Source organism: Streptomyces sp. NPDC041968, from assembly GCF_055589025.1.
On record NZ_JBVJCB010000001.1, the window covers coordinates 521,327 to 547,283 of the forward strand.

Genomic DNA, 25,957 nt, shown 5'->3' on the forward strand with positions numbered 1-25,957 from the left:
GGGTCCCCCGGCCTCCTGCTCGCTACCGTCGCTCGCGCCCGCGACCGCCGCTCACGCCCGCGACCGCCGCTTGCGTGCGGCGAACACCGCGCCCGCGCCGAGGGCGACCGCGACACCGGCCGCCGCACCGAGCGCCGGGCCCGGAAGGTCCGAGCCGGTGGAGGCCAGGCTGCCGCCGGTCAGGCCGCCCGTGGTCGAGCCCGCGCCGCCGACGGTGGAGCCGCCGGTGGTGGCCGAACCGCCGGTGCCGCCGGACGTGCCCATGCCGCCCGTGCCGCCCGTGCCACCCGAGCCGCCGGACGTGCCCGTGCCGCCGCCGCCCGGCAGCTGGGCGTCCTCGCTCAGCGCCACCGAGAGGTCGACGGTGTCGAGCGCGGTGCCGGCCGGGTAGTTGCCGAAGACCTTCGCGCCGGCCCCGGTGAGGGTGGCGGCGACACCGTCGACGGTGATGACGTCGTCCCGCGCGGTCAGGTCGGCGGACCGGGCCTTGAGATCCGCCAGGACCACACCCTCGGTCCGCGTGCCCAGGCTGTCCACGTCGGCGGTCAGCTGACCGGTGCCGTCGTCGAGGGTGGCCTTGAGGTTGCTCAGGGTCAGGTCGAGGCCGTACGCGCCGTTCGACTCGTGGCCCTTGAAGTTCACCGCGCCCCGGAAGGAGGCGGTGAGCCTGCCGGCGTCCGTGTCGTAGGTGCCGGTGGCGTCCGTGAAGGTGAAGGCGCCGTTGCCGCCCGCCTGGGTGGCACCGCCCGAGACGGTGACCCGGCCCTTGGCGATGTCACCGACGACGTAGGCGCGGAAGGACTCCTTCACCCCCCAGCCGAGGGTGCCGTCGGCTAGGGCGCCCTGGGCGGGGGCCCGGGTCGCGGTGGCCGTGGCGGAGGCGGTGGCGGAGGGGGAAGCGGAGGTGCCGGCGGTCGCGGTCGGGGAGGGCGCGGCGGTCGAGCTCTGCGTGGCCGACGGCTGGGGTTCGCTGGTCTGCGTCTGCGACGCGGTCGGGGAGGGCTCGGTGGTGGGGGCGCTGGTGGTGGGGGTGGGGCTGGGCTCCGGCGCCGCCGTCTTCGCCACCGTCAGCGGGTCGCCGGCCGCGCCCGCGTAGGACGCGCTGCCGAGGTACTCCCCCGCCTCGGCGGTGAGCGTGGTCGCCATGTCGGTCATCTCGCGGGTGACGGCGACGGTGGCGAGCGGGACGTCGTCGCCCTCGGTGATCTTGGGTGCGCCCTGGGAGGTGTCGACCTTCTTCAGGTCGGCGGTGACCTCGCCGGCCTTGCTGTCGAAGCGCACGTCGCTGAAGGTGATCTCGAAGCCGTGGGCCGCGGACCTGCTCACCAGGCCGCCCTTGAAGGCGAGGTCGACGGTGTGGCCCGAGCTGTCGTAGGTGCCGGCGCCGTCCACGAAGGTGAACGCGCCGTTGCCGGCGGCCTGGGAGGCGCCCCCGGACGGGGTGAAGCCGCCGAACATGCCGACGTAGGTGCGGTACGACTGCTTGATGCCCCAGGTCAGTTCGTAACCGTTGAGGGGGCGCTCGGCCGCGGAGGCGGTGGTGGCGCCGAGGCCGGCGAGGGCGGTGGCGCCGAGCGCGGCGGCGGTCGCCACGGCGGCGGCGAGGGTGGTGGAGCGGCGTCGTCTGACGGGCATGGCTCGGTTCTCCTTGCGTGAGGGGTCCGCCGGTCGGGGCGGTCCGGGGGGACGGGGCGGTCCGGGGAACGGGGCGGTCCGGGTGTCGGGGGTTCAGCCCTGGTCGGAGGGGGACGCCGCGGGCCGGGTGCGGCGCCTGCGGACGGCGAGGGCCACGAGGGCCGCGGCCGCCAGCAGCACGGCTCCGGCCGTGAGGGAGACGGGCAGGACGGGGAAGTCACCGGCGTTCGCGACGGGTCGCGTCGAGGCCTCGGGTGCCGCCTGCCGCGCCTGCTCCCGCTGCGGGCTCGCGCTCGCGGTGGGGCCGCTGCCCAGGTCGGGCAGGGCGGGCAGCTTCGCGTCGGCGGTGAGGGCGACGGCCAGGGAGACGGGGTCCATCGCGGTGCCCGCCCGGTACATGCCGCCGAAGGCCTCGGCGCCGCGCGCGGTGAGCTTCGCGGGGGCCTCGGTGATGCGGACCAGGCCGTCGGCCGGCTTCGGGTTCCCGGCGGTGAAGGTGACCAGGGGGACGTTCTCGGCCTGGAGGCGGGGACTGTCCACGTCGGCGTACAGCGTGCCCGTGCCGTCCTCGACGCGGGCCCGTACGCCGCTGAGCCGGAGGTCGAGGCCGTGCGCGCCGGTGAAGCGCACCGCGCCCTCGAAGGCGGCGGTGAGGTCGCCGTCCTGGTACGTCCCCTCGCCGCCGGGGAAGCGGAAGAGGGCGCCGCCGTCCCGGGCGCCCGCGGTGAGGGCCCACCTGCCGTCGGCGATGTCGCCGGTGACGTACTCGCGGAAGGTGCGGCGCACGCCCCAGTCGACGGCGCCGTCCTCGATGGCGCCCCCGGCGGACTTCCGCCGCTCCGGGGACCGGGTCGGCGCGGCGGACGGCTGCTCCTCCTTCTCCTCCCGTTGCTGCTCCTGCGGCCTCGCCGCCGCCCGTACGTCGACCGACAGGCTCACCGGGTCCAGCGCGGTGCCGGCCGTGTAGTAGCCGGCGAAGGACCGGGCGCCCTCGGCGGTGAGGGTGGCGGGCACGCTGGCGAGCGCGACGGTGCTGCCGCCGCCGCGCATGTCGATGTCGCCGAGCGAGAGGGAGGCGAAGGGCACCTGACGGGACGTCGTGACCGCCCCGGTGCCCTTCGCCTTGCTCACGACGTCCACGGAGAGCGTGCCGGTGGCGCCGGAGACGCTCACGGTGGGACGGCTGACGGTGAGGTCGAGCTGGTGGGCGCCGCCGCCGGTGGGGTGGCCGAGGAAGCGGACGCCGCCGGAGAAGGCGGCCCGGAAGGCACCCGTGCCGCCGTCGTAGGTGCCGGCCGCCGAGTGGAAGCGGAAGGCGCTCCCGCCGACGGTGGCCGCTCCTCCCGTCAGGGAGTAACTGCCCTTCGCGACCGGCCCGGTGACGTAGCTCTGGAACGACGACTTGACGCCCCAGTCGAGCCGTCCGCCCTGCACGGTCCGGCTCTCGGCGTGTGCGGCGGCCGCGGGCAGCAGGACGCCGAGGAGGGCCGCGCACACCACGGTGACCAGGGCGCGAAGACGGGCGGGCATGCGAAGTCCTCCGGATCGGGGGCCGGTAGCGAACAAAGGTAAGGCTAACCTAAGCTCTAGCCGACCGATGCTGTCGGCCGACGAAAGGAACGGACACCCCGTGCGACGCTTGCGGAACCGACTGGCGGGAGCACTGCTGTCCGTGCTCGCCCTCTCCCTGGCCACGACCGGATGCGGAGGCTCCTCGGAAGCCTCGTCCGACCCCGGTGGCGGGCAGGAGGCCGCCGCGCAGAAGGAGGCCGTCGCCGACCGGGTCGAGCCGCTCGCGACGAGACCCGAGCCGAAACTCCCGGTGACCGTCCGCTCCGCCGACGGCGAGCGGGTGACGGTGGAGCGCGCCGAGCGCGTGGTGCCCCTGTCCGGCAGCCTCAGCGAGATCGTCTTCACCCTCGGCCTCGGCGACCGGGTCGTCGCCCGCGACGTCACCGCCACCTTCGAGCAGGCGGCGGGACTTCCCGTCGTCACCCGGGGCCACGACGTCTCCGCCGAGAGCGTGCTGTCCCTGCGGCCCGACCTGGTGATCGCCGAGACCACCACCGGCCCGGTGGAGGCCGTGGAGCAGATCCGCGCCGCCGGCGTCCCGGTGCTGTCCGTGGCGGCCGCCAAGGGCCTGGACGACGTGGGTTCGCGCATCGGGGCGGTCGCCGGCGCGCTCGGCGTACCGGCGGCCGGGAAGGAACTGACCCTTCGCTCCGAGGAGCGGATCGCGGCCGTCCGCGAGGGCGTCCCGGACGCCTCCTCGAAGGCAGCCGTGCCCCGGGTCGCCTTCCTCTACCTGCGCGGTTCGGCCTCGGTCTACCTCATCGGCGGCGAGGACTCCGGCGCGGGCTCGCTGATCGAGGCGGCCGGCGGGGTGGACGCCGGGGCGGCCTCCGGCCTGGGCAAGGACTTCACCCCCCTCACCAGCGAGGCGCTCGTGAAGGCCGCGCCCGACGCGATCCTCGTCATGAGCAAGGGACTCGACTCGGTCGGCGGCGTCGACGGACTGGTCGGACTCCCCGGCGTGGCCCAGACCCCGGCCGGCCTGGACCGCCGGATCGTCTCGGTCGAGGACGGTGTGCTCCTCAACTACGGCCCGCGCACCGACCAGGTGCTGAAGTCGGTCGTGACCCAGCTGTACGGCGAGGGCGGCGACGCCGGATGACCGTACGGGACAGGACGGGCCGCCCACCGGCTCCCGTCGCACCGCCCCCGCCGCGCCGCCCCCGCACCACCGCCTGGCTGCTGACCGCCGCCCTGGCCGCCGGTCTCCTGGTCCTGGTGCCGGTGGCGGCCGGCACCGGCGCCTACCCGGTCCCGGTCGGCGACGTCCTCGGGTCGCTGCTGCACCGGACCGGGCTCGGCGGTACGGAACTGGACCGGGTGGCCGAGTCGGTGCTGTGGAACGTGCGGTTCCCGCGGATCGTGCTCGCCCTGCTCGTCGGCGCCTCGCTCGGCTGCGCGGGCGCGCTGATGCAGGGCGTGTTCGGCAACCCGCTCGCCGAACCCGGCGTCATCGGCGTCTCGTCGGGCGCGGCGGTCGGCGCGGTCGCCGCCATCGCGTTCGGCCTGGACTTCCTCGGCAACTGGACGGTCTCCGTCTTCGCCTTCGCCGCCGGCCTGGTCACCGTCCTGGTGGTGTACGCCATGTCCCGCTCGGGCGGCCGCACCGAGGTCGTCACACTGATCCTCACCGGCATCGCGGTGAACGCCTTCACGGGGGCCCTGATCGGCCTGTTCCTGTTCTTCGCGGACACGGCGGCGGTCAACCAGATCACCTTCTGGCAGTTGGGCTCGCTGGCCCAGGCGACCTGGCCGAAGGTGCTGGCGGTCCTGCCGTGCGCGGTGCTGGGCCTCGGGCTCGCCCCGCTGTACGCCCGCCGGCTCGACCTCCTCGCGCTCGGCGAACGCCCGGCACGCCACCTGGGCGTGGACGTGGAGCGGTTGCGGATCGTGCTGGTGCTGGTGATCGCGCTGCTGACCGCGGCGGCCGTGAGCGTGGCCGGGGTCGTCGGTTTCGTCGGGCTCGTCGTGCCGCACCTGCTGCGGATGGTGGCGGGTCCCGGACACCGGTTCCTGATCCCGGGCAGCGCGCTGCTCGGCGCGCTGGTGCTGCTCGCCGCCGACCTGGCGGCCCGTACCGTGGCGGTCCCCGCCGAACTGCCGCTCGGGGTGCTGACGGCGCTGCTGGGCAGCCCGTTCTTCTTCTGGCTGCTGCGCCGCACCCGGCGCAGGCAAGGGGGTTGGGCATGAGGGGCACGAAGTCCGCGGGCGCCGGCGGGCGGTGGCTGCGCCTCGTACCGTCCCGTCCGGTGCCGCCGCCCGGGGCCGCGCCGGGCCAGGTCCTCGCCGAGGCCGAGGGCGTACGCGTCCCCCTCGGTGGGCGGCCGGTCCTGGACGGTGTGGACGTCACCGTCCGCGCGGGCGAGGTGTTGGCCCTGGCCGGGCCCAACGGGGCGGGGAAGTCGACCCTGTTGGGCGCCCTGGCGGCCGACGTGCCGGTCACCGAGGGAGTCGTCCGCGTCCACGGCCGGGCGGTGGCCCGCTGGTCCGCCCCCGAACTGGCCCTGCGCCGGGCCGTGCTGCCCCAGTCGGCGTCGCTGTCCTTCCCGTTCCCGGTGGAGGACGTGGTCCGGATGGGCCGCGCGCCCTGGGCCGGGACCGACCTGGCCGCCGAGGACGACGCGGCCGTGGCCGAGGCGATGGCGCGCACGGAGGTGACCGCCTTCGCCGGCCGGCCCTTCTCCGCGCTGAGCGGCGGCGAACGGGCCCGGGTCGCGCTCGCCCGGGTGCTCGCGCAACGCGCTCCGCTGCTGCTGCTCGACGAACCGACCGCGGCGCTCGACCTGCGCCACCAGGAACTGGTGCTGCGGCTGTGCCGGGAACGGGCGCGGGCCGGGGACGCGGTGGTCGTCGTCCTGCACGACCTCTCCCTGGCGGCGGCGTACGCGGACCGGGTCGCGCTGCTGCGCCGGGGCCGGATCGCGGCCGACGGGCCACCGGCACGGGTCCTTGCCGAAGGGCTGCTGTCCGAGGTCTACGAGCAGCCGGTGGAGGTGGTGCCGCACCCGCGCACGGAGGCCCTGCTGGTCGTCCCGCGGCGCGAGCCCTGACCCGAGGTCACGGTGTGGCCGCTGTACCCGGTCCCGCCGTTCGGGCGCCGGTCCGTCCCGGTAGGGTTCGCCTCCGGGAAGGGGAAGGTGAAGAACCTGATGAGCAGGGATCGCGGCCCTCGTAGGCTCCGCAGGCTTGACCGGAGCGCGCTGATGGCGGCCTCGGCGACCGCTTTGTCGTTGACGGCGAGCGGATGCGTGGTGGTGCACGGCGAGCGCGAGGTGCTCCCGTCGGCCACCCGGGCCGAGGCCGCGAAGGCGCTCCAGGAGTTCACCGCCGCGTACAACGCGGCCGACAAGGCGTACGACGCCTCCCTGGACGCCGACCACACCACCGGAGCCCTCGCCGCCATCGACTCGGCGCGGCTGAAGGCGGGCCGGACCAACCATCCCGACGGCAACCCCGCGCACGCCCCGCTGGAGCTGACGGACGCGAAGTTCACGATCCCGAAGAAGGCCGGCTGGCCGCGCTGGTTCGTCGCGGACACCAAGGCCAACAAGGGCTCCGACGCACGCTGGTTGCTGGTCTTCACCCGGCACGGCCTGGAGGAGACCTGGCAGGCGGCGTACCTGACGCTCGTCGCCCCCGGCAAGGTGCCGGAGTTCAAGACCGACGCGGAGGGCTGGGCCGAGGCCGTCCCCGCGAACTCCACCGACGTGACCGTCCCGCCCGCCGAGCTGAGCGAGGACTACACGGGCTATCTGGAGGACGGCGGCGACTCCTTCGCCGACGGAGTCCACACCAGCGCTTGGCGCACCCTGCGCGAGAAGCGGTCGATCCGTCCCGGCCTGGTCACCCAGTACATCGACGAGCCGCTGACGAACGGCGACTACGCCCCGCTGGCCCTGCGTACACGGGACGGCGGGGCGCTGGCGTTCTTCAGCTCGCGGCACTTCGAGAAGCGGACCGCCGCGCAGGGCGCGTCCGTGCCGGCGCCGAACAGGGACGTGCTGGCGCTGACGGACGGCGAGATCAAGCAGTCGCTGACGATGGAGTTCGTCTCCAACGAGATCGCGCTCACCCCGGCGGCGGACTCGGCCGACGCGAAGGTGACGGTCCTGGGCCGGGTCCAGGGGCTGACGTCGGCGAAGGGCGAGTAGCGCGGGGCGTGCTCAGCGGCGGGACGGCCAGGCCGTGCCCGCGTGGTCGCTGACCTCGCCGGCGTGCCGGGCGCAGGCGTCGGTGAGGGTCTCCAACAGGGTCAGCGGGTCCGGCAGCGGGTGCTCGGGGCCGCGCACCCAGTGCACCGTCCGGTCCTCGCCGGGCAGCCGGGCGGGCGGTACGAGGACGTAGGAACCCCGGCAGTGCCAGCGGAGGCCGGGGTGCTCGTCCATGGTCTCGGGGTGGCAGTCCAGCTCGCAGGGCCACCACTCGTCCTCGTCCTCGGGGGTGCCGCGGGTGAGGGTGAACAGCAGCATGCGGCCGTCGTCGCTCTCGGCGACCGGGCCGACCTCGATGCCGGCGTCGAGCAGCCGCCCGAGCGCCTCGCGACCGGCCTGGAGGGGGACGTCGAGGACGTCGTGCACCATGCCGGTCGCCGTGATGAAGTTCGCCTCGGGCTGATGGCGGGCCCAGCGCTCGATCTGCGCGCGGTCGGTGGTGGACTGCGTCTGCCAGGCGAAGGACACCGGGTGCCGGGCGGGCGTGGGACAGCCCACACGGTCGCAGGAGCAGCGGTAACCGGCCGGGTGCGCGGCGGGCGCCAGGGGCAGTCCCGCTCCGGCGGCGGCGAGCAGCAGGTCCTCCCGGCCACCGTCACCGGCGGCCTCCTTGGGGCGGCGACCGCGCAGCCACTGGGAGAGTTTGTCCTGCAGACCGCTCCGACCGCCGAACTCCGCGCTCATCTATCCCCTCGCCTCGCCGTCGTGCGCACCAGCATGCCTCATGGTCGCACCATTTCGCGCTTCGGGGTCGGGAAGGGACAAACTCCCCTGGTCAGGCCCTTCGGGCAGGCCTTCGGTCAGCGCGGAGCCAGCCCGTGGAGCGCGTAGTCGACCAGCGTGTCGGTGTAGGCGTGCGAGAGCGGGCCGCTGCGCTGCAGCCAGCGCTGGGCGAGCGGGGCGACGAAGAGCTCCAACGCGATCCGCGGGTCGACCTCCGGCCGCAGGTGGCCGGAGTCCTGGGCGGCGCGCAGCCGGTCGACGTAGAGCTGGAGCGAGGGCTCCAGGAGCTTGGCGAGGAAGTCCCTGCCGAGCTGCTCGTTGACCACGCCCTCGGCGGCCAGGGCGCGGTAGGGCGCCTCGTACCTCGGGTCACGCAGTTCGTCGACGGTGGCGCGCAGCACGGCCTTGAGGTCGGCGGCGAGGTCCCCGGTGTCCGGGATGGCGTGCGTGTCCTCGCCCGCGGCTCGTGCGGCCTGCTCGCTCAGGTCCAGGAAGGCCTCCAGCAGGACGTCGGCCTTCGAGGACCACCAGCGGTAGATCGTCTGCTTGCCGACGCCGGCGCGGGCGGCGATGCCCTCGATCGTGGTCTTGGGGTAGCCGACCTCCGCGACCAGCGCGAGGGCGGCCTCGTAGATGGCCTGGCGGGACCGCTGGCTGCGACGGGTGCCGTCGGGGCGCGGCCGCTCAGGGGTGGGCTTCGGGGCGTGGGTGGACTTCTGGACATCCATGGCCCGAATTTATCAGGTTGACAAGACGTCTCGTCTCGCCGGAGAGTAATGCTTGAGGAAAACGAGACGCAACGTATCGCATCGAGAGAGGAGGGCCCCATGTCCCGAGGTGGAGCCGGAAACATGCTGGGTGTCGGTGGCACCCGCCAGAAGCTCGGCCGCAACGCCCTGCGCGGCGGCGACCGCAGCGGCCGGATCGGCGGCGGACTGGACCCGCAGGCTCAGAAGCGGGAACTGCTGCGCAAGCTCCAGGAGCGGCAGCGGGACCAGCAGCCGGAGACGGAGCGGAGCGACGAGGCGTCGTAATGCGCGGGCGCGCCCGCGCATTACGACCCGCGGACCCTCCCCTCGGCGACCCCTGCCTCACGCCTCCGGCGGAGGCCAGGGGTCGCCCCAGTCGGTGTCGCGGGCGGCCTTGTAGAGGTCGCCGTGGCGCTTGGTGACCGTCCGGCGGCTCAGCCGCTCGTCCGGCTCGCACAGGTCGAGCAGGACCTGCCCCTTGCGGATCTGCGGACGCCGGACGACGCGGGCGGGGGCCGGTGCGGCCGGGAGCCGGGTGGCGGCCACGTAGCTGAACTTCTCGTCCTCGTAGGCGAGGGAGCCGCCCTTGACCTGGCGGTGCAGTGAGGAGCGGCTGACCCGCGCGGCGAAGTGGCACCAGTCCGTGCCCGGCACGATGGGGCAGGCGGCGCTGTGCGGACAGGGGGCGGCGACCCGGAAGCCGGCGGAGATCAGCCGGTCGCGGGCCTCGATGACCCGGGCGTAGCCGTCGGGGGTGCCGGCCTCGACGATCACGACGGTCTGCGCGGCGCCCGCGGCGGCGTCGACGAGGGCGGCGCGGTCGGCCGCCGTCAGTTCGTTGAGGACGTAGGACACGGTGACGAGATCGGTGCTCTCCACGGTGAGCGCCGCTCCGATCCGCGAGCGCTGCCAGCGGGCCTCGCGCAGCTCCGGACGGGCGGCGGCGATCTCCCGCCCGAGGGCGAGCGCGGGTTCGGCCCAGTCCAGCACGGTCACCGGGCGCACGCCCGCCCAGGTGGAACTGACGGCCCAGGTGGCCGCGCCGGTGCCGCCGCCCACGTCGACGTGGCTGCCCGGCACCCATCCCGGCACGGCGTCCGCGAACACCTCCAGCGCCGACCGCACCGCCGCGAAGGTCGCCGGCATCCGGTAGGCGGCGTAGGCGACGACGTCCGCGCGGTCCCGCAGGATCGGGGCGTCCGTCGGGGTGTCCCCGCGGTAGTTGGCGATCAGCCGCTCCACGGCCTGCGCGGCCTGCCGGGGCGGCAGCCCGTCGACCAGACCGGCGAGGGCGGCGCGCAGGGCGTCGGAGGGGGTGGCAGGGTCGTTCACCCGGCGATTCTACGGGGCGGGCGCCGGGCAACCGGCGACACGGGCGTCAGGCAACCGGCGTTGCGGGCGCCGGTGTCCCGGTGCGTCCCGCCGGGCGTCGCGGGTGTCCGCTCAGATCTCCCGCACCGCTCGGGCCACCCGTGTCCCGAGCGCCGCCCGGGGCCCGTTGTCCGGCGGGCGGCGACGCGGGTGGACCGTGTTGGCGAGGAGCACCGCGAAGGTGTCCGTCGCCCGGTCGAGCACCAGCATCGTCCCCGTGAAACCGGTGTGCCCGGCCGCCCCGCGCCCCGCGAGGCCGCCCATGAACCACGGCTGGTCCAGGGCGAACCCGAGCCCCGGCTCGGTCAGCAGCAGTTCCACGAAGTCCGGCCCGAGGATGCGCGCCGGCCCGTACGAGCCCCCCGCCAGCAGTGCACGGCAGAAGACCGCGAGGTCCCGCCCTGTCGAGAAGAGGCCCGCGTGCCCGGCCACCCCGCCCAGCGCCCAGGCGTTCTCGTCGTGGACGACACCCCGCAGCATCCCCCGGTCCGCCTTGGCCCACGGCCTCCGCTGGTCCTCCGTCGCGGCGGCGCCCGGACACGGCCCGAAGCGCGTCGCCGTCATGCCCAGCGGGCGGGTGATCCCGTCGTTGACCAGGACGTCGAGGGTGCGCCCCGTGATGCGTTCCAGGACCTGCTGGAGCAGCAGCATGTTCAGGTCCGAGTAGCAGTACGTGCCGGGCACCCCCACCGGCGGCTCCGCCCGCAGCCGTTGCAGCCGTTCCTCGTCGTCGGCGCAGTCGTACAGCGGGAGTTCGGGCCGCAGCCCCGAGGTGTGGGTGAGCAGCTCCCGGACGGTGACGCGGTGCACGGCGGCGGCCCGGAAGTCCGGCAGGTAGGCGCCGACCTCCGCGTCGATGCCGAGCGTGCCGCGTTCGATCTGCTGCACGGCGGCGACCGCCGTGAACACCTTCGTCAGGGAGGCCAGGTCGAAGGGTGTGCCGACGGTCATCGGCACCCGGGAGCGGGCGGGCAGCTCGACGCCCGTGTCGGTGCGCGGATCGTAGGCGGCGTAGCGCACCGCCCAGCCCGCCGCCTCCTCGACGGCGAGCACGGGGCCGCGTCCGACGGCCACGACGGCGCCCGCCGCCCAGGGCCGCTCACCGGCGGTGAGGGCGTGCACGTCCTCGACGACACGGCGGAGCTGCTCGGGGTCGAGTCCGGCCCGCTCCGGGGTGCCGTGGCGCAGTCTCGGAGCGCTCAGCTCTCTCTCCCCTCATGGGACGCACCGGCCGCCCCGGCCGCGCGCCCGGCGGGCCGCTCGGCCGCCGGACGGCACATCGTCACGAAGAAGGCGAGTGCCACCAGCGCCGCCACCAGCTGCACCACGGCCATCGGGAGCGCGGTGTCCTCCCCCGCGACCCCGACGAGCGGGGAGGCGACGGCGCCGATGAGGAAGGAGGACGTGCCGAGCAGCGCCGAGGCGGAACCGGCGGAGGTCCTCACCCGCATCAGCGCGAGCGCCTGGGTGTTGGGCAGGCTGAGCCCCATCGCGGACATCAGCACGAACAGCGCGGCGGCGACCGGCACCAGCCCGACCTCGCCGAAGACGCCCAGGGACATCAGCAGCAGGGCGGTCGCGGCGGCGACGACGATGAGGAGCCCGAGGCCCAGCACCCGGTCCAGCCGGACCCGGCCGACCAGGATCTTGCCGTTGATCTGCCCGACGACGACCAGGCCGATCGAGTTGAGGCCGAACAGCAGGCTGAAGGTCTGGGGCGAGGCGCCGTAGATCTCCTGGATGACGAAGGGGGACGCCGAGATGTAGGCGAAGAGCGAGGCGAAGGCGAAGCCGCCCGCGAGCATGTAGCCGGTGAAGGCGCGGTCGGCGAGCAGCCCGCGCATCGCGCGCAGGGTGTCGCGGACCCCGCCCGCGTGCCGCTGCGCCCGGGGCAGCGTCTCGGGCAGTTTGGCCCACACGACGGCGCCGAGCGCCACCCCGACGACGGTGAGCACCACGAACACGCCCCGCCAGTCCGTCACCCGCAGGATCTGCCCGCCGATGAGCGGCGCCACGACGGGGGCGACGCCGGAGATCAGCATGAGGGTGGAGAAGAAGCGGGCCATCGCCACACCGTCGTACAGGTCGCGGACGACGGCGCGGGCGATGACGATCGCGGCGGCGCCCGCGAGTCCCTGCGCCAGCCGGAAGGCGACGAGGAGTTCGACGGTGGGCGCGACGGCGCACAGGGCGGTGGCGACGACGTAGACGGCGAGTCCGGACAGCAGCGGCCGCCGGCGGCCCCACCGGTCGCTCATCGGTCCGACCACGAGCTGGCCGAGGGCCATGCCGGCCAGGCAGGCGGTGAGCGTGAGCTGGACGGTCGCGGCGGGCGCGGACAGCGCCCGGGTGACCTCGGGGAGCGCGGGGAGGTACATGTCCATCGCCAGGGGCGGCGTGGCGGTCAGCCCGCCGAGGACGAGCGTGACGAGCCAGCCCGTGCGGCGGGTGGCGCCCAGCGCGCGGACGGCCGGCCCCGTTTCCGGTCCGGCCGCCCGCGCGGGCTTCGAGGTCGTCGATGGGGTGTCCGGTGTGGTGTCCGGGGTCGTGTGCGGTATGGACGGCCCGCGCTCGGGCATGTGCCCCTCCCTCTTCTGCAGATCCGGCACCTATGCTCTCAGCTCGTACGGACTTGAACGAACAGACTCGAACAACCTGAGCGAGGGTGGGGCAGGGTGTCAGCGGTGACCGGGCAGAAGGTGCGCTGGGGGATTCTGGCGACCGGCGGGATGGCGGCGACGTTCACGGCGGATCTGGTCGATCTGCCGGACGCGGAGGTCGTGGCGGTGGCCTCGCGGACCGAGGCGTCGGCGAAGGCGTTCGCGGAGCGCTTCGGGATACCGCGGGCCTACGGCGGGTGGGAGGCGCTGGCGCGGGACGAGGAGGTCGACGTCGTGTACGTCGCCACCCCGCACTCCTCGCACCGGGCCGCCGCCGGCCTGTGTCTGGAGGCGGGGCGGAACGTGCTGTGCGAGAAGCCGTTCACGCTGAACGCGCGCGAGGCGGGGGAACTGGTCGCGCTCGCCCGCCGGAACGGCAGCTTCCTGATGGAGGCGATGTGGATGTACTGCAATCCGCTGGTGCGGCGGTTGAAGGCGCTGGTGGAGGACGGGGCGATCGGCGACGTCCGCAGCGTCCAGGCGGACTTCGGCCTGGCGGGCCCCTTCCCTCCCGCGCACCGTCTGCGGGACCCCGCCCAGGGCGGCGGCGCGCTGCTCGACCTGGGGGTGTACCCGGTGTCGTTCACGCAGTTGCTGCTCGGCGAGCCCTCGGACATCACGGCGCGAGCGGTGCTCTCGGACGAGGGTGTCGATCTCCAGACGGGTGCACTGCTCTCCTACGAGAGCGGCGCTCTCGCCTCGGTGCACTGCTCCATCACCGGCGGTACGCCCAACTCCGCCTCGGTCACCGGATCCAAGGGCCGCATCGACGTCCCGTACGGCTTCTTCTTCCCGGACCACTTCGTGCTGCACCGCGACGGCCGGGACCCGGAGGAGTTCCGGGCCGATCCGGCCGACGGGCCCCGGGCCAGCCTCAAGCACGAGGCCCAGGAGGTGATGCGGGCCCTGCGCGCCGGGGAGACCGAGTCCCCGCTGGTTCCGCTCGACGGCACGCTGGCCGTCATGCGGACGCTCGACGCGATCCGGGACCGCGTCGGCGTCCGCTACCCCGGCGAGCTGCCGGGCGAGCACGCGGGCGACTCCGCCGAGGTGGCCGCCGGCCGCGAGGTCACGCCGGCTTGAGCCCCTGCTCCCCCACCTCCGTCACGAAGGACGCGGCGGTGGTGAGCGGCGCGCCCTCGGTGGTCACGTGGGAGACCGTCTTGAAGTCGGCGCGCGCCAGCTCCCGGCCGAGGGAGACCGTCGCGTAGCCGCGCCGCCCGTTGAAGAACTTCAGGTGCGGGTTGGCGGTCATGAGCGTGTCCCAGTTGGACGGCTTCTCCGAGCCGTCGCGCCCGCTGGTGACGGAGGTCGTCACGATCTCCGTGCCCAGGGTCCGGGAGCCCGGGTCGGAGAAGTCGCGCTTGATGTCGAAGGCGTAGGAGACGTGCACGTCTCCGGTGAGGACCATGAGGTTCTCGATGCCGGCGGCCTGCGCGCCGGCCAGTACCCGCTCGCGGGAGGCCGGGTAGCCGTCCCAGGAGTCCATGGAGACCTTGGACGGCGTGGTGGTCATGTTGTACCGCTGCGAGAAGGTGACCTGCTGGGGCACCACGTTCCACAGGGCGTCCGACCGGTGCCAGCCGTTGATCAGCCAGCGCTCCTGGGCGTCGCCGGTCAGCGTGCGGCTTGGGTCCTCGGACTCGGGGCCGGGGAACTGCCAGCCGTCGCCGTAGGCCTGGTCCGAGCGGTACTGGCGGGTGTCCAGCACGTCGAACTGGGCGAGCCGGCCCCAGTGCAGACGGCGGTACAGCTGGAGGTCCGCACCGTCGGGCAGCTGCGGGCGGCGCAGCGGCATGTTCTCCCAGTAGGCCCGGTAGGCCGCGGCCCGGCGGATGAGGAACTCCTCCGGCGGGACGCTGTTCTCCGGCGTCCCGTCGGCGTAGTTGTTCTCGGTCTCGTGGTCGTCCCAGGTGACGATGAACGGGTGCGCGGCGTGCGCGGCCCGCAGGTCGGGGTCCGACTTGTAGAGGGCGTACCGCAGGCGGTAGTCCTCCAGCGTCACCGTCTCGTGGTTGAAGAGGCCGGGGAGGGTGCCCGCGGGGTAGGCGCGGGAGCCGCCGGTGGCGTTGACGGCGTACTCGTAGAGGTAGTCGCCGAGGTGGAAGACGACGTCCACGTCGTCCTGGGCCAGGTGCTTGTAGGCGGTGTAGTAGCCCTCGTCGTACTTCTGGCAGGAGACCACGCCGAAGGTGAGGTCGGAGGCCCGGCTGTGCCGGGCGGGCGCGGTGCGGGTGCGGCCGGCCGGGCTGACCCAGCGGCCGGCGCGGAAGCGGTAGTAGTAGACGTGGCCGGGCGCGAGGTGGTCGACCTCGACGTGGACGGTGTGGTGGAACTCGGGGTGGGCGGTGGTCCGGCCCCTTCTGACGACGCGTCGGAACCGTTCGTCCAGGGCCAGTTCCCAGCTCACGTCGACGCGTTTCGCGGGCAGACCGCTGTCGGCCTGGTACGGAACGGGAGCCAGGCGCGTCCACAGCAGGACGGAGTCGGACTGCGGGTCGCCGGAGGCCACGCCGAGCGTGAAGGGGTCGGCGGTGAGCTGGGCCGCGTCGAGTTCGGCGGCGCTCGCGGTGCCCGCGGTCGGCAGGTTGACGGAGAACGCGAGCGCCGCGGCGGCGCCGGTGACGGTCAGGAAGCGGCGGCGGCCCAGGTTCCGGGCGGCGGCGCGGAGTTCGGGGGCGTACGAGGGCTGGGACTGGGCCTGGGCCTGGTGGTTCGCGGGTGACATCCGTTCCTCCCCATGCAGGTGGTTGCATGGGGCATTCGAAGGGCCGGGGACGTCCCTGGCTTGGCGCGGACATGGCGGTCCCATGTCGGACGGATGAGTTCCGGATGTTCCGCCACGCGTACGCTGCCGAGTCATGAACACCGTGAGAACCGCCGACGAGGAAACCGTCGGAGCGCAGAAGGTGGCCGTCGTCACGGGCGCCGGATCGGGCATCGGCCGGGCGGTCGCCCTCGAACTGCTGGCGGCCGGCTGGTCCGTGGCCCTCGCCGGCCGGCGCCCCGAGACCCTGGAGGAGACGGCCGCTCTCGCGCCGGCGGACTCCTCGGCGCTCCCCGTCCGCGCCGACGTGTCCCGCCCTCAGGACGTGGCGGCCCTGTTCACCGCCGTACGCGAGCGCTTCGGACGACTGGACCTGCTGTTCAACAACGCCGGGACGTTCGGTCCGGGCGGGGTGCCGGTCGAGGAACTGCCCTACGAGGCGTGGCGGCACGTGGTGGACACCAACCTGAACGGCGCGTTCCTGTGCGCGCAGGCGGCGTACCGGCAGATGAAGGAGCAGAGCCCGCAGGGCGGCCGGATCATCAACAACGGCTCGATCTCGGCCCACACCCCGCGCCCGCACTCGGTGGCGTACACCGCGACCAAGCACGCCCTGACCGGCCTGACCAAGTCGCTGTCCCTGGACGGCAGGCCCTACGGCATCGCGGTCGGCCAGATCGACATCGGCAACGCGGCGACCGACATGACGGCCGGCATGCAGACCGGCGCGCTCCAGGCCAACGGGGAGACGTCACCCGAGCCGGTGATGGACGTCGCCGACGTGGCGCGCACGGTGCGGCACATGGCGGAGCTGCCGCTGGAGGCGAACGTGCAGTTCGCGACGGTCATGGCGACGGCGATGCCGTACGTGGGGCGCGGCTGAGGGCGCCCGCCGCGCGGTCCGCCCGGTTCCACACAAGCGGAATTGTTCAGTCCGCGGTATTGCGGCCGGTGGCGGACGTATGCTCAACTTTCCTTCACCGGAGCTTCACACTTGGGGGGTTGGCCTGCCGTACCACTCCACAGGCCACACCGAGGGGGGAGGCGGCAGTCGTTCCGCCGCACCGGCCGGGGGTGGATCCCGCGGGGGACCGCGGGATGCACGCCGGTGGGCGGAACGGCTGCCGCGTGGATCACCCGGCCGAGGCTCAGGCCTGCCCGGTCTCGAACCGTGCGATCCGGCCGTCCTCGTCCACGGTGAAGCTCCACCGCGTACGCATCTCGCCCCAGGTGTCGTTGCGGTAGCGGGCGATGAGGGCGCGGCCGCCGTTCGACTCGTTGTCGACCTCCAGGTGGCCGTTGGAGGAGAAGATCTCCTGGTCGATCCACTGGGCGAGGTCCCGGTCGTTCCCGTCGTCGGCCATGGTGGCGTCCGGCGCGAGCAGCGCGAGGAAGCCCTCGCGGTCGTGGGCGTTGACGGCGGCGACGAAGGCGCGGACGGCCGGGTCGCTGAGTCGCGTGGTCTGAATCGTCATGGCGGCAGCGTCACACCGCCCCCTCACCCCCGCCACCCGGCCCGTCGGTCGGCCCAGCCCCTTCCCACCACCCGAACGGCGTCCGCGGCGGGCCCCCGCGGCACGGGCGGGTCACGGTGGGGAGGTGAGCCGCCGTCTGCGAGGAGTCGACGTGAACTGTTGTGACCGGCGTGACCTGGGGCTGCTGCTGCTCCGCCTGGGCACCGGCGGTGTCCTGGCCGCGCACGGCGCGCAGAAGCTGCTCGGCTGGTTCGGTGGCGGCGGCATCGCGGGCACCGGCCAGGCCATGGAGGCCATGGGCTACGCACCGGGCCGGGCCAGTGCCACCGCGGCGGGGCTGGCCGAGGCCGGGGGCGGGACGCTGCTGGCGCTGGGCCTGGCCACACCGGCCGCGGGCGCGGCGGCGGCCGGGGCGATGGCGGGCGCGGCGGCGGTGCACGCCCCCAACGGCTTCTTCGCCCAGTCCGGCGGGTACGAGTACGCGGCCTCCCTCGGTCTGACGGCCGCCGGGCTCGCGGTCGCGGGACCCGGCCGCCTCTCCCTGGATCACGCGCTCGGCCACGCGGTCAACCGGAACTGGATGGTCCCGGCCGCGCTCGCGGCGACGGCGGCGGCCACGGCGGTGATCGTGGGGGCCCGGAACAAGCGGGTCCGGAGGGCCGCCGAGGGGCAGCAGGAACCCCTGTTCGACTGACGTATCGCCTAGGAGGCCGCGGCGGACGTGGCAGGCTGCCCCGCATGAGTGACGACCGCGGCGGCCTCCCCGCCGACCTCTGGGACACCGTCGACGCCCTGTGGCAGTGGCTGGAGGCGGATCAGCCCGTCGCCGGCCGGGAGGGCCTGCTGCTGCGCATGCTGAAGCTGTCCGAGGAGGTGGGCGAGGTCTCCGAGGCGGTGATCGGCGCGACCGGCCAGAACCCGCGCAAGGGCGTCACCCACACCTGGGACGACGTCGAGGCGGAGCTGTGCGACGTCGTGATCACGGCCCTGGTGGCGCTGCGGACCCTGACGCCGCGGGCGCGGGAGGTGTTCGGACGGCATCTGGAGCGGGTGGCGGGGCGGTCGCTGCCGTCGGACGGATGAAGTGCCGGGCCCGGGAGCGCCCCGGGCCCGGACACCGGACGGTGGTGCCGGTCAGCCCGCGGCGCAGGAGACCGTCGGCCAGGTCCAGTTGCCGTTGGCCTGGATGGTGGCGCCCCAGTTGCCGCCGCTGCCGTTGGACTTGGCGGTCAGCACCTGGGCGCTCGGATAACTGGCGTTGACGTTCCAGGTGGACAGGACCTTGGCCGGGGACGGCACGTTCATCGTCACCGTCCAGGCACTGCTCCCGCTGACGGACACGTTGAGGTTGTACCGGTCCCCCCACCGCTGCCCGGCGGACAGGGTCGCGGTACACGTACCGCCACCGCCACCACCTCCGCCACCGCCGCTGCCACCGCCGTCGGGGGCGACCGCCCGTCCGGTCTGCGGCGAGATCATGCCGGCGCACAGGCCCTTGGCGGCCAGGGTCTGCGCGATGCGCGGGATCGCCGCGAGCGTGTTGGCGGGCCAGTCGTGCATGAGGACGACCTGGCCGTTGCCCAGCCGTGAGACGGCCTGCACGATCGCGTCGGTGCTCGCGTTGTTCCAGTCCTGGGTGTCGACGTCCCAGATCACCTCGGTCAGCCCGTACGCGGCCTCGACCGCCCGCAGCGTGGCGTTGGTCTCGCCGTACGGCGGGCGGAACAGCTTCGGCGTGCCGCCGCCCGCGTTGGCGATGGCCGCTTGCGTCCGGGAGATCTCGGAGTCCATCTGGGCCCGGCTCAGCTGGGTCATGTGCGGATGGGTGTAGCTGTGGTTGGCGACCCACATGCCGGCGTCGACCTGGGCCCGGACCAGGGACGGGTTCTGGGCCGCGTACTGGCCCTGGTTGAACATGGTGGCCCGCAGGCCGTTCTGCCTGAGCGCGTTGAGCAGGGCCTGGGTGGTGCCGGAGGGGCCGTCGTCGAAGGTGAGCCCGACGTAGCCGTTGCAGGCGGCGGCCCGCTCCGGGGCCGCGTCGGCGGCGGCGGTGCCCGCGACGGCCAGGGCGGTGACGGACACCGCGGTGACCAGGGAGCGCCATGAGGGGCGAGGTCTGCTGCGCATGGGAAGGGGGTCCTCCTCTCTCTCCTCGTCCCCGGGGTCAGCCCGCAGCGCAGGAGACGGACGGCCAGGTCCAGTTGCCGTTGGCCTGGATGGTGGCGCCCCAGTTGTTGCCGCTGCCGTTGGACTTGGCGGTCAGGGTCTGGGCGCTCGGGTAACTGGCGCTGGTGTTCCAGGTGGACAGGACCTTCGCCGGTGAGGGGACGTTCATCGTCACGGTCCAGTTGCTGGCCCCGCTGACGGAGACGTTGAGGTTGTACCGGTCGTCCCACTTCTGCCCGGCGGACAGGGTCGCGGTGCAGCCACCGCCGCCACCACCGCCGCCACCGCCGGAACCGGTGCCCCCGACCGTGATGTTGGAGCTGCCGCTGCTCTGGTAGCCCTCGGTGGCCATGATCATGTAGTAGTTGAAGCTGCCCAGCGGCATCCCGGCCCGCGACCACGCGTCGAAGTGGTTGCCGGTGGTGATGGTGCCACCGGTCCGCTTGGACTGCCGCACGCTCCAGTACTGGTCGAAGGTGCGGGTGCCCTCGACGGAGGGCGCGTTGTAGCGGGTGGTCTTGTAGATGTCGTAGGTGCCCCCGTCGGTGGTCACGGTGCCCTTGAACTCGCCCGTGGGCCGGTAGGTGCCCCAGTTGTCGACGATGTAGTACTCGACGAGCGGGTTCGCCGTCCACCCGTAGAGGGTCAGGTACGCGTTGCCGGACGGGTTGAAGGTGCCCGAGTACTGCACGGTCCGGCGTCCGCCGTTGCTCCAGCCCTTGCCGGCGACGAAGTTGCCGGTGTTGCGCCAGGAGGTGCTGTACTGGCCGCCGGACCCCATGTCCATGGAGACGGTGCCCTGGCTGTCGGTCCAGAACGAGTAGTAGTAGCCGTTGTTGGTGCCCTCCTGGTTGGTCGTGACGACCGTGCCGGCGTGGGCGGTGCCCGGCAGCATCATCGCGGCCAGGGCGGCCAGGGCGACGGCCCAGGCACTTCTGACGAGGAGCGTCACGAAGGCGCCTCTGCGGCGACGCCTCGGTGGGACGAGCACGTTCATGACGGTGCTTCCTCTCCTGTGGGGTTCGGCATCGGCGCCAGTGTTGGCCTGCACACGTCGACCGTCAACAGTTTCGGTAGATGTTTCGAAACCTTCGTCTTCGATCTCGGTACGGTCCGGCCTCTCCAAGCGCAGCTCATCCGCACCGAATCGCCACCACAGGCTCCCGCATAAGCCGCGTCCGGAGTGCCTGATCAGAAAGCTCGACCACATGCATCGAAAGTTTCGAGCGGGAGCAGGTCGCACTCGTGGACGCGACGGAACGGGGATGCGCGGCCGTAGCGGCCGGGACGGGGCCTTCCAGGCACCCGGGAGGTGGGGGCAGACGAGTCGGGCTGTACGCCGGGTTCTGTCCCGGCGGGTCCTCGCGGGCCCGCCGGCGACGGCCATCCATCTAGGACCGGCGTTGCCACCGGCCTCAAGCGGTCTACCCGCGGACTCGGGCGGGCAGCCCTCGAACGTCCGCGCAGAAGCACCGGGGTGCTTCCTTCTTGACCTTGCTCCGGGTGGGGTTTACCTAGCTGCCCAGGTCGCCCTGGGCACTGGTGGTCTCTTACACCACCGTTTCACCCTTACCCGGGACCGGAGTCCCGGGCGGTCTGCTTTCTGTGGCACTGTCCCGCGGGTCACCCCGGGTGGCCGTTAGCCATCACCCTGCCCTGTGGAGCCCGGACGTTCCTCGGGAAGTCCCGTGAGGGTCTTCACGCGGCCGTCCGCCCGGCTCGTCTGCCGTGTCGACCATGGTACCGGGCGTGCGCCGCGCACCCGTCCGTCGGGCGCCGTGACCCGGCGGGATCAGACGAAGTCGGCGGTGTCCAGGTCGAAGTCGAAGGGGGCGGGGAGGGCGAGCGGCTTGCCGAGGGGGCGGGTGCGGTGCTCGCGGTGGTCGTCCCTCTCCGGGTCGCTGGACAGCGTGATCGAGGAGGCTTCGCGGTCGACGAGGAGGTACAGGGGGATGCCTCCAGGGCGACGCCTTCGCACGGCATCCAGGGGTCGGCGCCGCGGTGGAGCCGCAGGTCGGTCGGGGCGAAGGTGCCGTCCGGGATCGCGTGGTCCTTCGGGCAGGCGCCTCCGCTCCTCAGCTTCAGGCCCTTGTTGCCGGAGAAGTCCATATCGGTCCGGGACCGCCTGATCACCTGCTTCACGATCAGACTGATGCAGTCCTCGTGATCCCCGTCCGGCGTGTCCAGGGCGAGGAAGCCCTCCAGGAGGACCTCCGCCCGCGTCAGCGGCTCATGGGCCATGGCAGTCATGTCACCCCCCTCCTTCGGTCGCTCGCCAGACTGGGACATCGGCTGATCACCTGTCCGAGAGAGCGGAAACCGTTCCCTCGATCGTGGCACACGATCACGGCCTCCGTCCGGAGCCGGAGCCACGCCGCTTGACCCTGTCGCAGCGTCAACGTTTCTACTGGGGCCATGCGGATCGGAGAACTCGCCGACGCCGTCGGCGTCACCACGCGGACCGTGCGGCACTACCACCACCAGGGCCTGCTGCCCGAGCCGGAACGGCTGGCCAACGGATACCGGACGTACACCCTGCGGCACGTCGTCGTGCTGGCCCGGATCAGGCGGCTGACCGAGCTGGGGCTCGGGTTGGCGGAGGTGCGGGACGTGCTCGCGGACGAGGCCGGGAAGGACCTGGCCGAGGTGCTGGCGGAGCTGGACGCCGACCTGGCGCGGCAGGAGGCGGCGGTCCGGGAGCGCCGGGCGCGGCTGCGGGCGTTGCTGGAGGCGGAGGGCGGGATGCCGCCCGAGGGGCCGGTCTCGCCGGAGCTTGCGGGGTTGTTCGCGGGCATGGGGGACGTCTCCGGCTCCCCCATGGCCGTACGGGACCGCGAGATGCTGGCGCTGCTGGAAAGCACGATGGCGCCGGAGGACCGGGAGGGGTTGCTGGCCACCCTGCGGGGCGCCCTGGGCTCGCCGGAGGCGGTGGCGCGCGCCCACCACGCGTACGCGCTCCTCGACGACCTGGCGGACGCGGAAGCCGACGACCCGCGCGTCGCGGAGGCGGCCGAGACGCTCGCCGGCTGCCTGCCCGCGGAGCTGCTGCCCGAGGAGGGCGTCGACCTGGACTCCGGGCACAGCATGCTGCGCGCGCTGTACGCCGACTTCGCGCCGGGGCAGGCCGAGGCGATCCGGCAGGCCCTGGCCGCCGTCGCGCGCGGACGGGGGCGGCCGTCGTGAGGGGGCGGTCCCTGGCGACGGTGCCGTGGCTCCTCCTTCGGCACGAGCTGCGCCTGCTGGCGAGTCTGTGGCTGTGGGCGGCACGGCGGACGCACGGGGCGGCGGAGGGCCTCCCGGTCTTCGGGCACACGCGGGGGCAGGGCCCGATGATGTGGGGCATCGCGTTCGTGTGCGTGGTCGAGTCCGTGATGATGTCCTTGCTGCTGCGCGACTGGCCCACCGTGCACCACGTGGTGCTGGTCCTGGACGTGTACACCGTCGTGTTCGTGGTCGGGCTGCACGCCGCGTCCGTGGTCCGGCCGCACGTCCTGGATCCCGGCGGCGGCACACTGCGGGTCCGCCGGGCCGTCCACGTCGACGTGCGGATACCACTGGAGCGGATCGCGTCCGTGCGGCGGGAGCTGCGGGCCGCGCACGAGCCGGCGGACGGGGAGCTGAACCTCGCCGTGGGCCTGCAGACCTCCGTCACCGTCGAGCTGACCGAGCCCGTCGTGCACGTCGGCTTCTTCGGGCGGCGGCGCGAGGTGCGGGTCGTGCGCTGTCACGCCGACGACCCCGCGGCGCTCGTCCGGGCCGTCGACCAGGCACGCGAGGGGTACGCCGTACCCTGAGCGGGGGCCCGACAGCTCGATCCGAAGGAGTACGCGTGCTTGTCCTGCTGCCGCCGTCCGAGGGGAAGGCCGCTTCCGGCCGCGGTGCGCCGTTGAAGCCGGAGGCGCTGTCCCTGCCGGGGCTGGCCCCCGCCCGGGAGACCGTCCTCGGTGAGCTGGTGGAGCTGTGCGCCGGTGACGAGGAGAAGGCGCGCGAGGTGCTCGGGCTGAGCGAGGGCCTGCGCGGCGAGGTCGCCAAGAACGCGGAGCTGCGGACGGCCGGCGCGCGTCCGGCCGGGGAGATCTACACCGGGGTGCTGTACGACGCCCTGGACCTGGCCTCGCTCGACGCGGCCGCCAAGCGGCGCGCGGCGCGGTCGCTGCTGGTCTTCTCGGGGCTGTGGGGCGCGGTGCGGGTGACCGACCGGATTCCCTCCTACCGTTGCTCGATGGGTGTGAAGCTGCCCGCGCTCGGGGCCCTGGGTGCCTTCTGGCGGGCGCCGATGGCCGAGGTGCTGCCCGAGGCCGCGGGGGGCGGGCTGGTGCTGGACCTGCGTTCGTCGGCGTACGCGGCGGCCTGGAGGCCGGCGGGCGGGGTCGCGGGGCGGACGGCGACCGTGCGGGTGCTGCACGCGCCGACCCGGAAGGTGGTCAGCCACTTCAACAAGGCGACCAAGGGGCGGATCGTCCGGAGTCTGCTGGCGGCCGGGATCGCGCCCGAGGGGCCCGCCGAGCTGGTCGAGGCGCTGCGGGACCTCGGGTACGAGGTGGAGGCCGAGGCACCCGCGAAGGCGGGGAAGCCGTGGTCGCTGGACGTGCTGGTGGCGGAGATCCACTGAACCGGATCAGGGTCTCGTTGCGCATGTCGCAACGCTCGTTGCACAGACTGTTCCCCGACGGCACCATGAGGGCATGAGCTCACCGCTGCCCTCCTCCCCCGCCGTCTCGGTACTGGACCTCGCCCCCGTCGTGCCCGTCGTGGTCGTCGACGACCTCGCGGACGCCGTGCCGCTCGCCCGTGCGCTGGTCGCCGGCGGGCTGCCCGCGATCGAGGTCACGCTGCGGACGCCGGTCGCCGTCGACGCGATCCGCGCGATCGCCGCCGAGGTGCCGGGCGCGGTGGTCGGCGCGGGCACGCTCATCACGCCGGAGCAGGTCGGTGAGGTGGTGGCGGCGGGGGCGCGGTTCCTGGTCAGTCCGGGGTGGACGGACAGGCTGCTGGACGCGATGCGGGGGTCCGGGGTGCCCTTCCTGCCGGGGGTGTCGACCACGTCCGAGGTGGTGGCGCTGCTGGAGCGCGGGGTGCGGGAGATGAAGTTCTTCCCGGCCGAGGCCGCGGGCGGCACCGCCTACCTCAAGGCGCTGGCCGCCCCGCTGCCGCAGGCCCGCTTCTGCCCGACCGGCGGCATCGGGCCGGACTCCGCACCGGAGTACCTCGCACTGCCCAACGTCGGTTGCGTGGGCGGGAGTTGGATGCTTCCCAAGGACGCGGTGGCCGACCGGGACTGGGCGCGGGTGGAGCGGCTCGCCCGCGAGGCGGCGGCGCTCAGCGCAGGTGGGACGTGTCGTTGAACAGGCGGACGCTCGCGCCGCCGTCCGCGTAGTACGCCACCGCCGACAGGGACGCCGCCGACAGTTCCATGCGGAACAGCGACTCGGGCGGAGCGCCCAGGGCCAGCCGTACGAACGTCTTGATCGGCGTCACGTGGGTCACCAGCAGTACCGTGCGGCCCCCGTACGCCGCGACCAGCTTGTCTCGGGTGGCGGCGACCCGGGCGCCGGTCGCCGCGAAGCTCTCGCCGCCGCCGGTCGGTTCCGCGTCCGGGGAGGACAGCCACGCGTTCAGGTCGTCGGGGTACCGCTCGCGCACCTCGCCGAAGGTGAGCCCCTCCCAGGCGCCGAAGTCGGTCTCCCGCAGGCCCTCCTCGACCGTGACCTCCAGACCGAGGCGGGCGGCGACGATCCCGGCGGTCTCCCTGGTGCGGGCGAGGGGTGAGGCGACGACCGCCTGGACCGTGCCGCGCCGGGCGAGGCTCGCGGCGACCTTCTCGGCCTGCTCCCGGCCGGCGGCCGACAGGGACGGGTCGCTGCCGCCGCTCCCGGAGAACCGCTTCTGCGGCGTCAGGGGCGTCTCCCCGTGCCGGAGCAGGACGAAGGTGGCGGGGGCGCCCATGTCGGGGGGTCCCCAGCCCGGGGAGGCCACGGTCTTCGCGGCCCTTACGTCGGCCGTTGCGGCGGCGTCCGACGCGGAGGCGTCCCCCGCGGAGGTGTCCGCGGCAGCGGCCGGCAGCGCGGCTCCGGGCGTGGCCAGGACGCGGGCACCGGGAGCGGCGTCGACGACCGGTGCCTCGGCGGCAGCCGCCGCGCGGGCGTCGCCCGCGGCCGGCTCCGCCGTCGACCCCGACGGCGACCACCGTTCGCCCCGGGCTCCCGCGTCCATCGCCTCGTTGGCCAGGCGGTCGGCGTGCTTGTTGTTCGCGCGGGGCATCCACTCGTACGTCACCCGCCCCGGCGGGAAGACGCGCGCCGCCTCGGCCGCCAGCGGCTTCATGTCGGGGTGCTTGATCTTCCAGCGGCCCGACATCTGCTCGACGACGAGCTTGGAGTCCATGCGGACCCGGACGGTCGCCTCCGGGTCCAGCTCCCGCGCCGCACGCAGGCCGGCCAGCAGGCCCCGGTACTCGGCCACGTTGTTCGTGGCGACCCCGAGGTACTCGGCGGCCTCCACGAGGGTCTCCCCCGTCACCGCGTCCAGCACCACGGCGCCGTAGCCCGCGGGTCCCGGGTTCCCCCGTGAACCGCCGTCGGCCTCGACGACGAACTCCCGTGCGGGAGCGGCCGGACCTGCCACCGCG

General features: G+C 73.8%; 25 protein-coding genes, 1 other RNA gene and 1 pseudogene. 13 read left to right on the forward strand and 14 right to left on the reverse strand.

Going from position 1 to position 25,957, the window contains the following annotated elements; genetic code table 11:
* Window positions 1-51 precede the first annotated feature (51 nt).
* Window positions 52-1,635 (reverse strand): HtaA domain-containing protein, encoded by a 1,584-nt coding sequence (locus ACZ6EG_RS02385; RefSeq protein WP_469600831.1) that lies wholly within the window; start codon window positions 1,633-1,635, stop codon window positions 52-54.
* Window positions 1,636-1,728: 93 nt separating this feature from the next.
* Entirely contained in the window at window positions 1,729-3,165 is a 1,437-nt protein-coding gene (locus ACZ6EG_RS02390) for an HtaA domain-containing protein (protein ID WP_469600834.1), read from the reverse strand.
* Window positions 3,166-3,232: 67 nt separating this feature from the next.
* Between ACZ6EG_RS02390 and ACZ6EG_RS02395 the strand changes: the two genes are divergently transcribed.
* From ACZ6EG_RS02395 to ACZ6EG_RS02410, 4 genes are all read left to right on the forward strand, one after another.
* Window positions 3,233-4,309, forward strand: coding sequence for a heme/hemin ABC transporter substrate-binding protein (locus ACZ6EG_RS02395; RefSeq protein WP_391967776.1), 1,077 nt, complete (start codon window positions 3,233-3,235; stop codon window positions 4,307-4,309).
* Complete coding sequence (locus ACZ6EG_RS02400) at window positions 4,306-5,397, forward strand: FecCD family ABC transporter permease (RefSeq protein ID WP_469600839.1); 1,092 nt, start codon at window positions 4,306-4,308, stop codon at window positions 5,395-5,397. The genes ACZ6EG_RS02395 and ACZ6EG_RS02400 overlap by 4 nt, the downstream gene beginning before the upstream one ends.
* Window positions 5,394-6,257 carry a heme ABC transporter ATP-binding protein gene (locus ACZ6EG_RS02405; protein ID WP_391967778.1) on the forward strand — a complete coding sequence of 288 codons (864 nt, stop codon included), beginning with the start codon at window positions 5,394-5,396 and terminating at the stop codon, window positions 6,255-6,257. The genes ACZ6EG_RS02400 and ACZ6EG_RS02405 overlap by 4 nt, the downstream gene beginning before the upstream one ends.
* 99 nt (window positions 6,258-6,356) lie before the next feature.
* Window positions 6,357-7,358, forward strand: a complete 1,002-nt coding sequence (locus tag ACZ6EG_RS02410; RefSeq protein WP_469600842.1) for an SCO2278 family lipoprotein — start codon at window positions 6,357-6,359, stop codon at window positions 7,356-7,358.
* A gap of 12 nt (window positions 7,359-7,370) precedes the next feature.
* On the opposite strand, the gene ACZ6EG_RS02415 is transcribed toward ACZ6EG_RS02410, so the two are convergent.
* A complete protein-coding gene (locus ACZ6EG_RS02415; protein WP_356611462.1) occupies window positions 7,371-8,102 on the reverse strand; it encodes a bifunctional DNA primase/polymerase in 732 nt (243 codons plus the stop codon).
* Between the two features lie 116 nt (window positions 8,103-8,218).
* Window positions 8,219-8,869, reverse strand: a complete 651-nt coding sequence (locus tag ACZ6EG_RS02420) for a TetR/AcrR family transcriptional regulator (RefSeq protein WP_391967780.1) — start codon at window positions 8,867-8,869, stop codon at window positions 8,219-8,221.
* Between the two features lie 99 nt (window positions 8,870-8,968).
* Between ACZ6EG_RS02420 and ACZ6EG_RS02425 the strand changes: the two genes are divergently transcribed.
* Window positions 8,969-9,175: a DUF6243 family protein gene (locus ACZ6EG_RS02425; RefSeq protein WP_174532209.1), complete on the forward strand. Its 207-nt coding sequence runs from the start codon at window positions 8,969-8,971 to the stop codon at window positions 9,173-9,175.
* A 57-nt stretch (window positions 9,176-9,232) separates the two neighbouring features.
* Here the strand turns inward: ACZ6EG_RS02425 and ACZ6EG_RS02430 are convergent, their stop codons facing one another.
* From ACZ6EG_RS02430 to ACZ6EG_RS02440, 3 genes are all read right to left on the reverse strand, one after another.
* Complete coding sequence (locus tag ACZ6EG_RS02430; RefSeq protein ID WP_391967781.1) at window positions 9,233-10,222, reverse strand: small ribosomal subunit Rsm22 family protein; 990 nt, start codon at window positions 10,220-10,222, stop codon at window positions 9,233-9,235.
* 111 nt (window positions 10,223-10,333) lie between these two features.
* Window positions 10,334-11,383, reverse strand: coding sequence for a serine hydrolase domain-containing protein (locus tag ACZ6EG_RS02435; protein ID WP_469600847.1), 1,050 nt, complete (start codon window positions 11,381-11,383; stop codon window positions 10,334-10,336).
* A 77-nt stretch (window positions 11,384-11,460) separates the two neighbouring features.
* Complete coding sequence (locus tag ACZ6EG_RS02440; RefSeq protein ID WP_469600851.1) at window positions 11,461-12,840, reverse strand: multidrug effflux MFS transporter; 1,380 nt, start codon at window positions 12,838-12,840, stop codon at window positions 11,461-11,463.
* A gap of 105 nt (window positions 12,841-12,945) precedes the next feature.
* Between ACZ6EG_RS02440 and ACZ6EG_RS02445 the strand changes: the two genes are divergently transcribed.
* Window positions 12,946-14,004 carry a Gfo/Idh/MocA family protein gene (locus ACZ6EG_RS02445; RefSeq protein WP_391967784.1) on the forward strand — a complete coding sequence of 353 codons (1,059 nt, stop codon included), beginning with the start codon at window positions 12,946-12,948 and terminating at the stop codon, window positions 14,002-14,004.
* On the opposite strand, the gene ACZ6EG_RS02450 is transcribed toward ACZ6EG_RS02445, so the two are convergent.
* A complete protein-coding gene (locus ACZ6EG_RS02450; RefSeq protein ID WP_391967785.1) occupies window positions 13,991-15,649 on the reverse strand; it encodes an alkaline phosphatase D family protein in 1,659 nt (552 codons plus the stop codon). The two genes, ACZ6EG_RS02445 and ACZ6EG_RS02450, sit on opposite strands and share 14 nt — an antisense overlap.
* A gap of 133 nt (window positions 15,650-15,782) precedes the next feature.
* Between ACZ6EG_RS02450 and ACZ6EG_RS02455 the strand changes: the two genes are divergently transcribed.
* Window positions 15,783-16,571 carry an SDR family oxidoreductase gene (locus tag ACZ6EG_RS02455; RefSeq protein ID WP_391967786.1) on the forward strand — a complete coding sequence of 263 codons (789 nt, stop codon included), beginning with the start codon at window positions 15,783-15,785 and terminating at the stop codon, window positions 16,569-16,571.
* A 265-nt stretch (window positions 16,572-16,836) separates the two neighbouring features.
* Here ACZ6EG_RS02455 and ACZ6EG_RS02460 read toward each other — a convergent pair whose 3' ends face one another.
* Window positions 16,837-17,163 carry a nuclear transport factor 2 family protein gene (locus tag ACZ6EG_RS02460; protein ID WP_391967787.1) on the reverse strand — a complete coding sequence of 109 codons (327 nt, stop codon included), beginning with the start codon at window positions 17,161-17,163 and terminating at the stop codon, window positions 16,837-16,839.
* A gap of 151 nt (window positions 17,164-17,314) precedes the next feature.
* Between ACZ6EG_RS02460 and ACZ6EG_RS02465 the strand changes: the two genes are divergently transcribed.
* Window positions 17,315-17,857: a DoxX family protein gene (locus ACZ6EG_RS02465; RefSeq protein WP_391967788.1), complete on the forward strand. Its 543-nt coding sequence runs from the start codon at window positions 17,315-17,317 to the stop codon at window positions 17,855-17,857.
* Window positions 17,858-17,901: 44 nt separating this feature from the next.
* A complete protein-coding gene (locus tag ACZ6EG_RS02470) occupies window positions 17,902-18,246 on the forward strand; it encodes a MazG-like family protein (RefSeq protein ID WP_391967789.1) in 345 nt (114 codons plus the stop codon).
* 51 nt (window positions 18,247-18,297) lie between these two features.
* On the opposite strand, the gene ACZ6EG_RS02475 is transcribed toward ACZ6EG_RS02470, so the two are convergent.
* From ACZ6EG_RS02475 to ACZ6EG_RS02490, 4 genes and pseudogenes are all read right to left on the reverse strand, one after another.
* Window positions 18,298-19,290 (reverse strand): polysaccharide deacetylase family protein, encoded by a 993-nt coding sequence (locus ACZ6EG_RS02475; protein ID WP_391967790.1) that lies wholly within the window; start codon window positions 19,288-19,290, stop codon window positions 18,298-18,300.
* A gap of 37 nt (window positions 19,291-19,327) precedes the next feature.
* Window positions 19,328-20,326, reverse strand: coding sequence for a glycoside hydrolase family 11 protein (locus ACZ6EG_RS02480; protein WP_391967791.1), 999 nt, complete (start codon window positions 20,324-20,326; stop codon window positions 19,328-19,330).
* Between the two features lie 322 nt (window positions 20,327-20,648).
* Window positions 20,649-21,051, reverse strand: an RNA gene (gene rnpB, locus ACZ6EG_RS02485) — RNase P RNA component class A.
* 70 nt (window positions 21,052-21,121) lie between these two features.
* Window positions 21,122-21,579, reverse strand: a pseudogene (locus tag ACZ6EG_RS02490) (Uma2 family endonuclease).
* Between the two features lie 165 nt (window positions 21,580-21,744).
* Here ACZ6EG_RS02490 and ACZ6EG_RS02495 point away from each other — a divergent pair.
* The 4 genes from ACZ6EG_RS02495 (at window position 21,745) to eda (ending at window position 24,674) form a co-directional block, all read left to right on the forward strand.
* Window positions 21,745-22,512: a MerR family transcriptional regulator gene (locus ACZ6EG_RS02495; protein ID WP_469600860.1), complete on the forward strand. Its 768-nt coding sequence runs from the start codon at window positions 21,745-21,747 to the stop codon at window positions 22,510-22,512.
* A 20-nt stretch (window positions 22,513-22,532) separates the two neighbouring features.
* The gene (locus ACZ6EG_RS02500) at window positions 22,533-23,123 is read left to right on the forward strand and encodes a hypothetical protein (RefSeq protein WP_469600862.1); all 591 of its coding nucleotides are present in this window, start codon (window positions 22,533-22,535) and stop codon (window positions 23,121-23,123) included.
* Between the two features lie 35 nt (window positions 23,124-23,158).
* A complete protein-coding gene (gene yaaA, locus ACZ6EG_RS02505) occupies window positions 23,159-23,941 on the forward strand; it encodes a peroxide stress protein YaaA (RefSeq protein ID WP_469600865.1) in 783 nt (260 codons plus the stop codon).
* 73 nt (window positions 23,942-24,014) lie between these two features.
* A complete protein-coding gene (eda, locus tag ACZ6EG_RS02510) occupies window positions 24,015-24,674 on the forward strand; it encodes a bifunctional 4-hydroxy-2-oxoglutarate aldolase/2-dehydro-3-deoxy-phosphogluconate aldolase (protein WP_391967795.1) in 660 nt (219 codons plus the stop codon).
* On the opposite strand, the gene ACZ6EG_RS02515 is transcribed toward eda, so the two are convergent.
* Window positions 24,649-25,953 carry a bifunctional RNase H/acid phosphatase gene (locus tag ACZ6EG_RS02515; protein ID WP_469600869.1) on the reverse strand — a complete coding sequence of 435 codons (1,305 nt, stop codon included), beginning with the start codon at window positions 25,951-25,953 and terminating at the stop codon, window positions 24,649-24,651. The two genes, eda and ACZ6EG_RS02515, sit on opposite strands and share 26 nt — an antisense overlap.
* Window positions 25,954-25,957: the final 4 nt, after the last annotated feature.

Bases quoted from the DNA above. Each gene is read 5' to 3' on its own strand.
- ACZ6EG_RS02385 (WP_469600831.1), bottom strand. From the start codon at position 1,635: ATGCCCGTCAGACGACGCCGCTCCACCACCCTCGCCGCCGCCGTGGCG.
- ACZ6EG_RS02390 (WP_469600834.1), bottom strand. From the start codon at position 3,165: ATGCCCGCCCGTCTTCGCGCCCTGGTCACCGTGGTGTGCGCGGCCCTC.
- ACZ6EG_RS02395 (WP_391967776.1), top strand. From the start codon at position 3,233: ATGCTGTCGGCCGACGAAAGGAACGGACACCCCGTGCGACGCTTGCGG.
- ACZ6EG_RS02400 (WP_469600839.1), top strand. From the start codon at position 4,306: ATGACCGTACGGGACAGGACGGGCCGCCCACCGGCTCCCGTCGCACCG.
- ACZ6EG_RS02405 (WP_391967778.1), top strand. From the start codon at position 5,394: ATGAGGGGCACGAAGTCCGCGGGCGCCGGCGGGCGGTGGCTGCGCCTC.
- ACZ6EG_RS02410 (WP_469600842.1), top strand. From the start codon at position 6,357: ATGAGCAGGGATCGCGGCCCTCGTAGGCTCCGCAGGCTTGACCGGAGC.
- ACZ6EG_RS02415 (WP_356611462.1), bottom strand. From the start codon at position 8,102: ATGAGCGCGGAGTTCGGCGGTCGGAGCGGTCTGCAGGACAAACTCTCC.
- ACZ6EG_RS02420 (WP_391967780.1), bottom strand. From the start codon at position 8,869: ATGGATGTCCAGAAGTCCACCCACGCCCCGAAGCCCACCCCTGAGCGG.
- ACZ6EG_RS02425 (WP_174532209.1), top strand. From the start codon at position 8,969: ATGTCCCGAGGTGGAGCCGGAAACATGCTGGGTGTCGGTGGCACCCGC.
- ACZ6EG_RS02440 (WP_469600851.1), bottom strand. From the start codon at position 12,840: ATGCCCGAGCGCGGGCCGTCCATACCGCACACGACCCCGGACACCACA.
- ACZ6EG_RS02450 (WP_391967785.1), bottom strand. From the start codon at position 15,649: ATGTCACCCGCGAACCACCAGGCCCAGGCCCAGTCCCAGCCCTCGTAC.
- ACZ6EG_RS02455 (WP_391967786.1), top strand. From the start codon at position 15,783: ATGAACACCGTGAGAACCGCCGACGAGGAAACCGTCGGAGCGCAGAAG.
- ACZ6EG_RS02460 (WP_391967787.1), bottom strand. From the start codon at position 17,163: ATGACGATTCAGACCACGCGACTCAGCGACCCGGCCGTCCGCGCCTTC.
- ACZ6EG_RS02470 (WP_391967789.1), top strand. From the start codon at position 17,902: ATGAGTGACGACCGCGGCGGCCTCCCCGCCGACCTCTGGGACACCGTC.
- ACZ6EG_RS02475 (WP_391967790.1), bottom strand. From the start codon at position 19,290: ATGCGCAGCAGACCTCGCCCCTCATGGCGCTCCCTGGTCACCGCGGTG.
- ACZ6EG_RS02480 (WP_391967791.1), bottom strand. From the start codon at position 20,326: ATGAACGTGCTCGTCCCACCGAGGCGTCGCCGCAGAGGCGCCTTCGTG.
- ACZ6EG_RS02495 (WP_469600860.1), top strand. From the start codon at position 21,745: ATGCGGATCGGAGAACTCGCCGACGCCGTCGGCGTCACCACGCGGACC.
- eda (WP_391967795.1), top strand. From the start codon at position 24,015: ATGAGCTCACCGCTGCCCTCCTCCCCCGCCGTCTCGGTACTGGACCTC.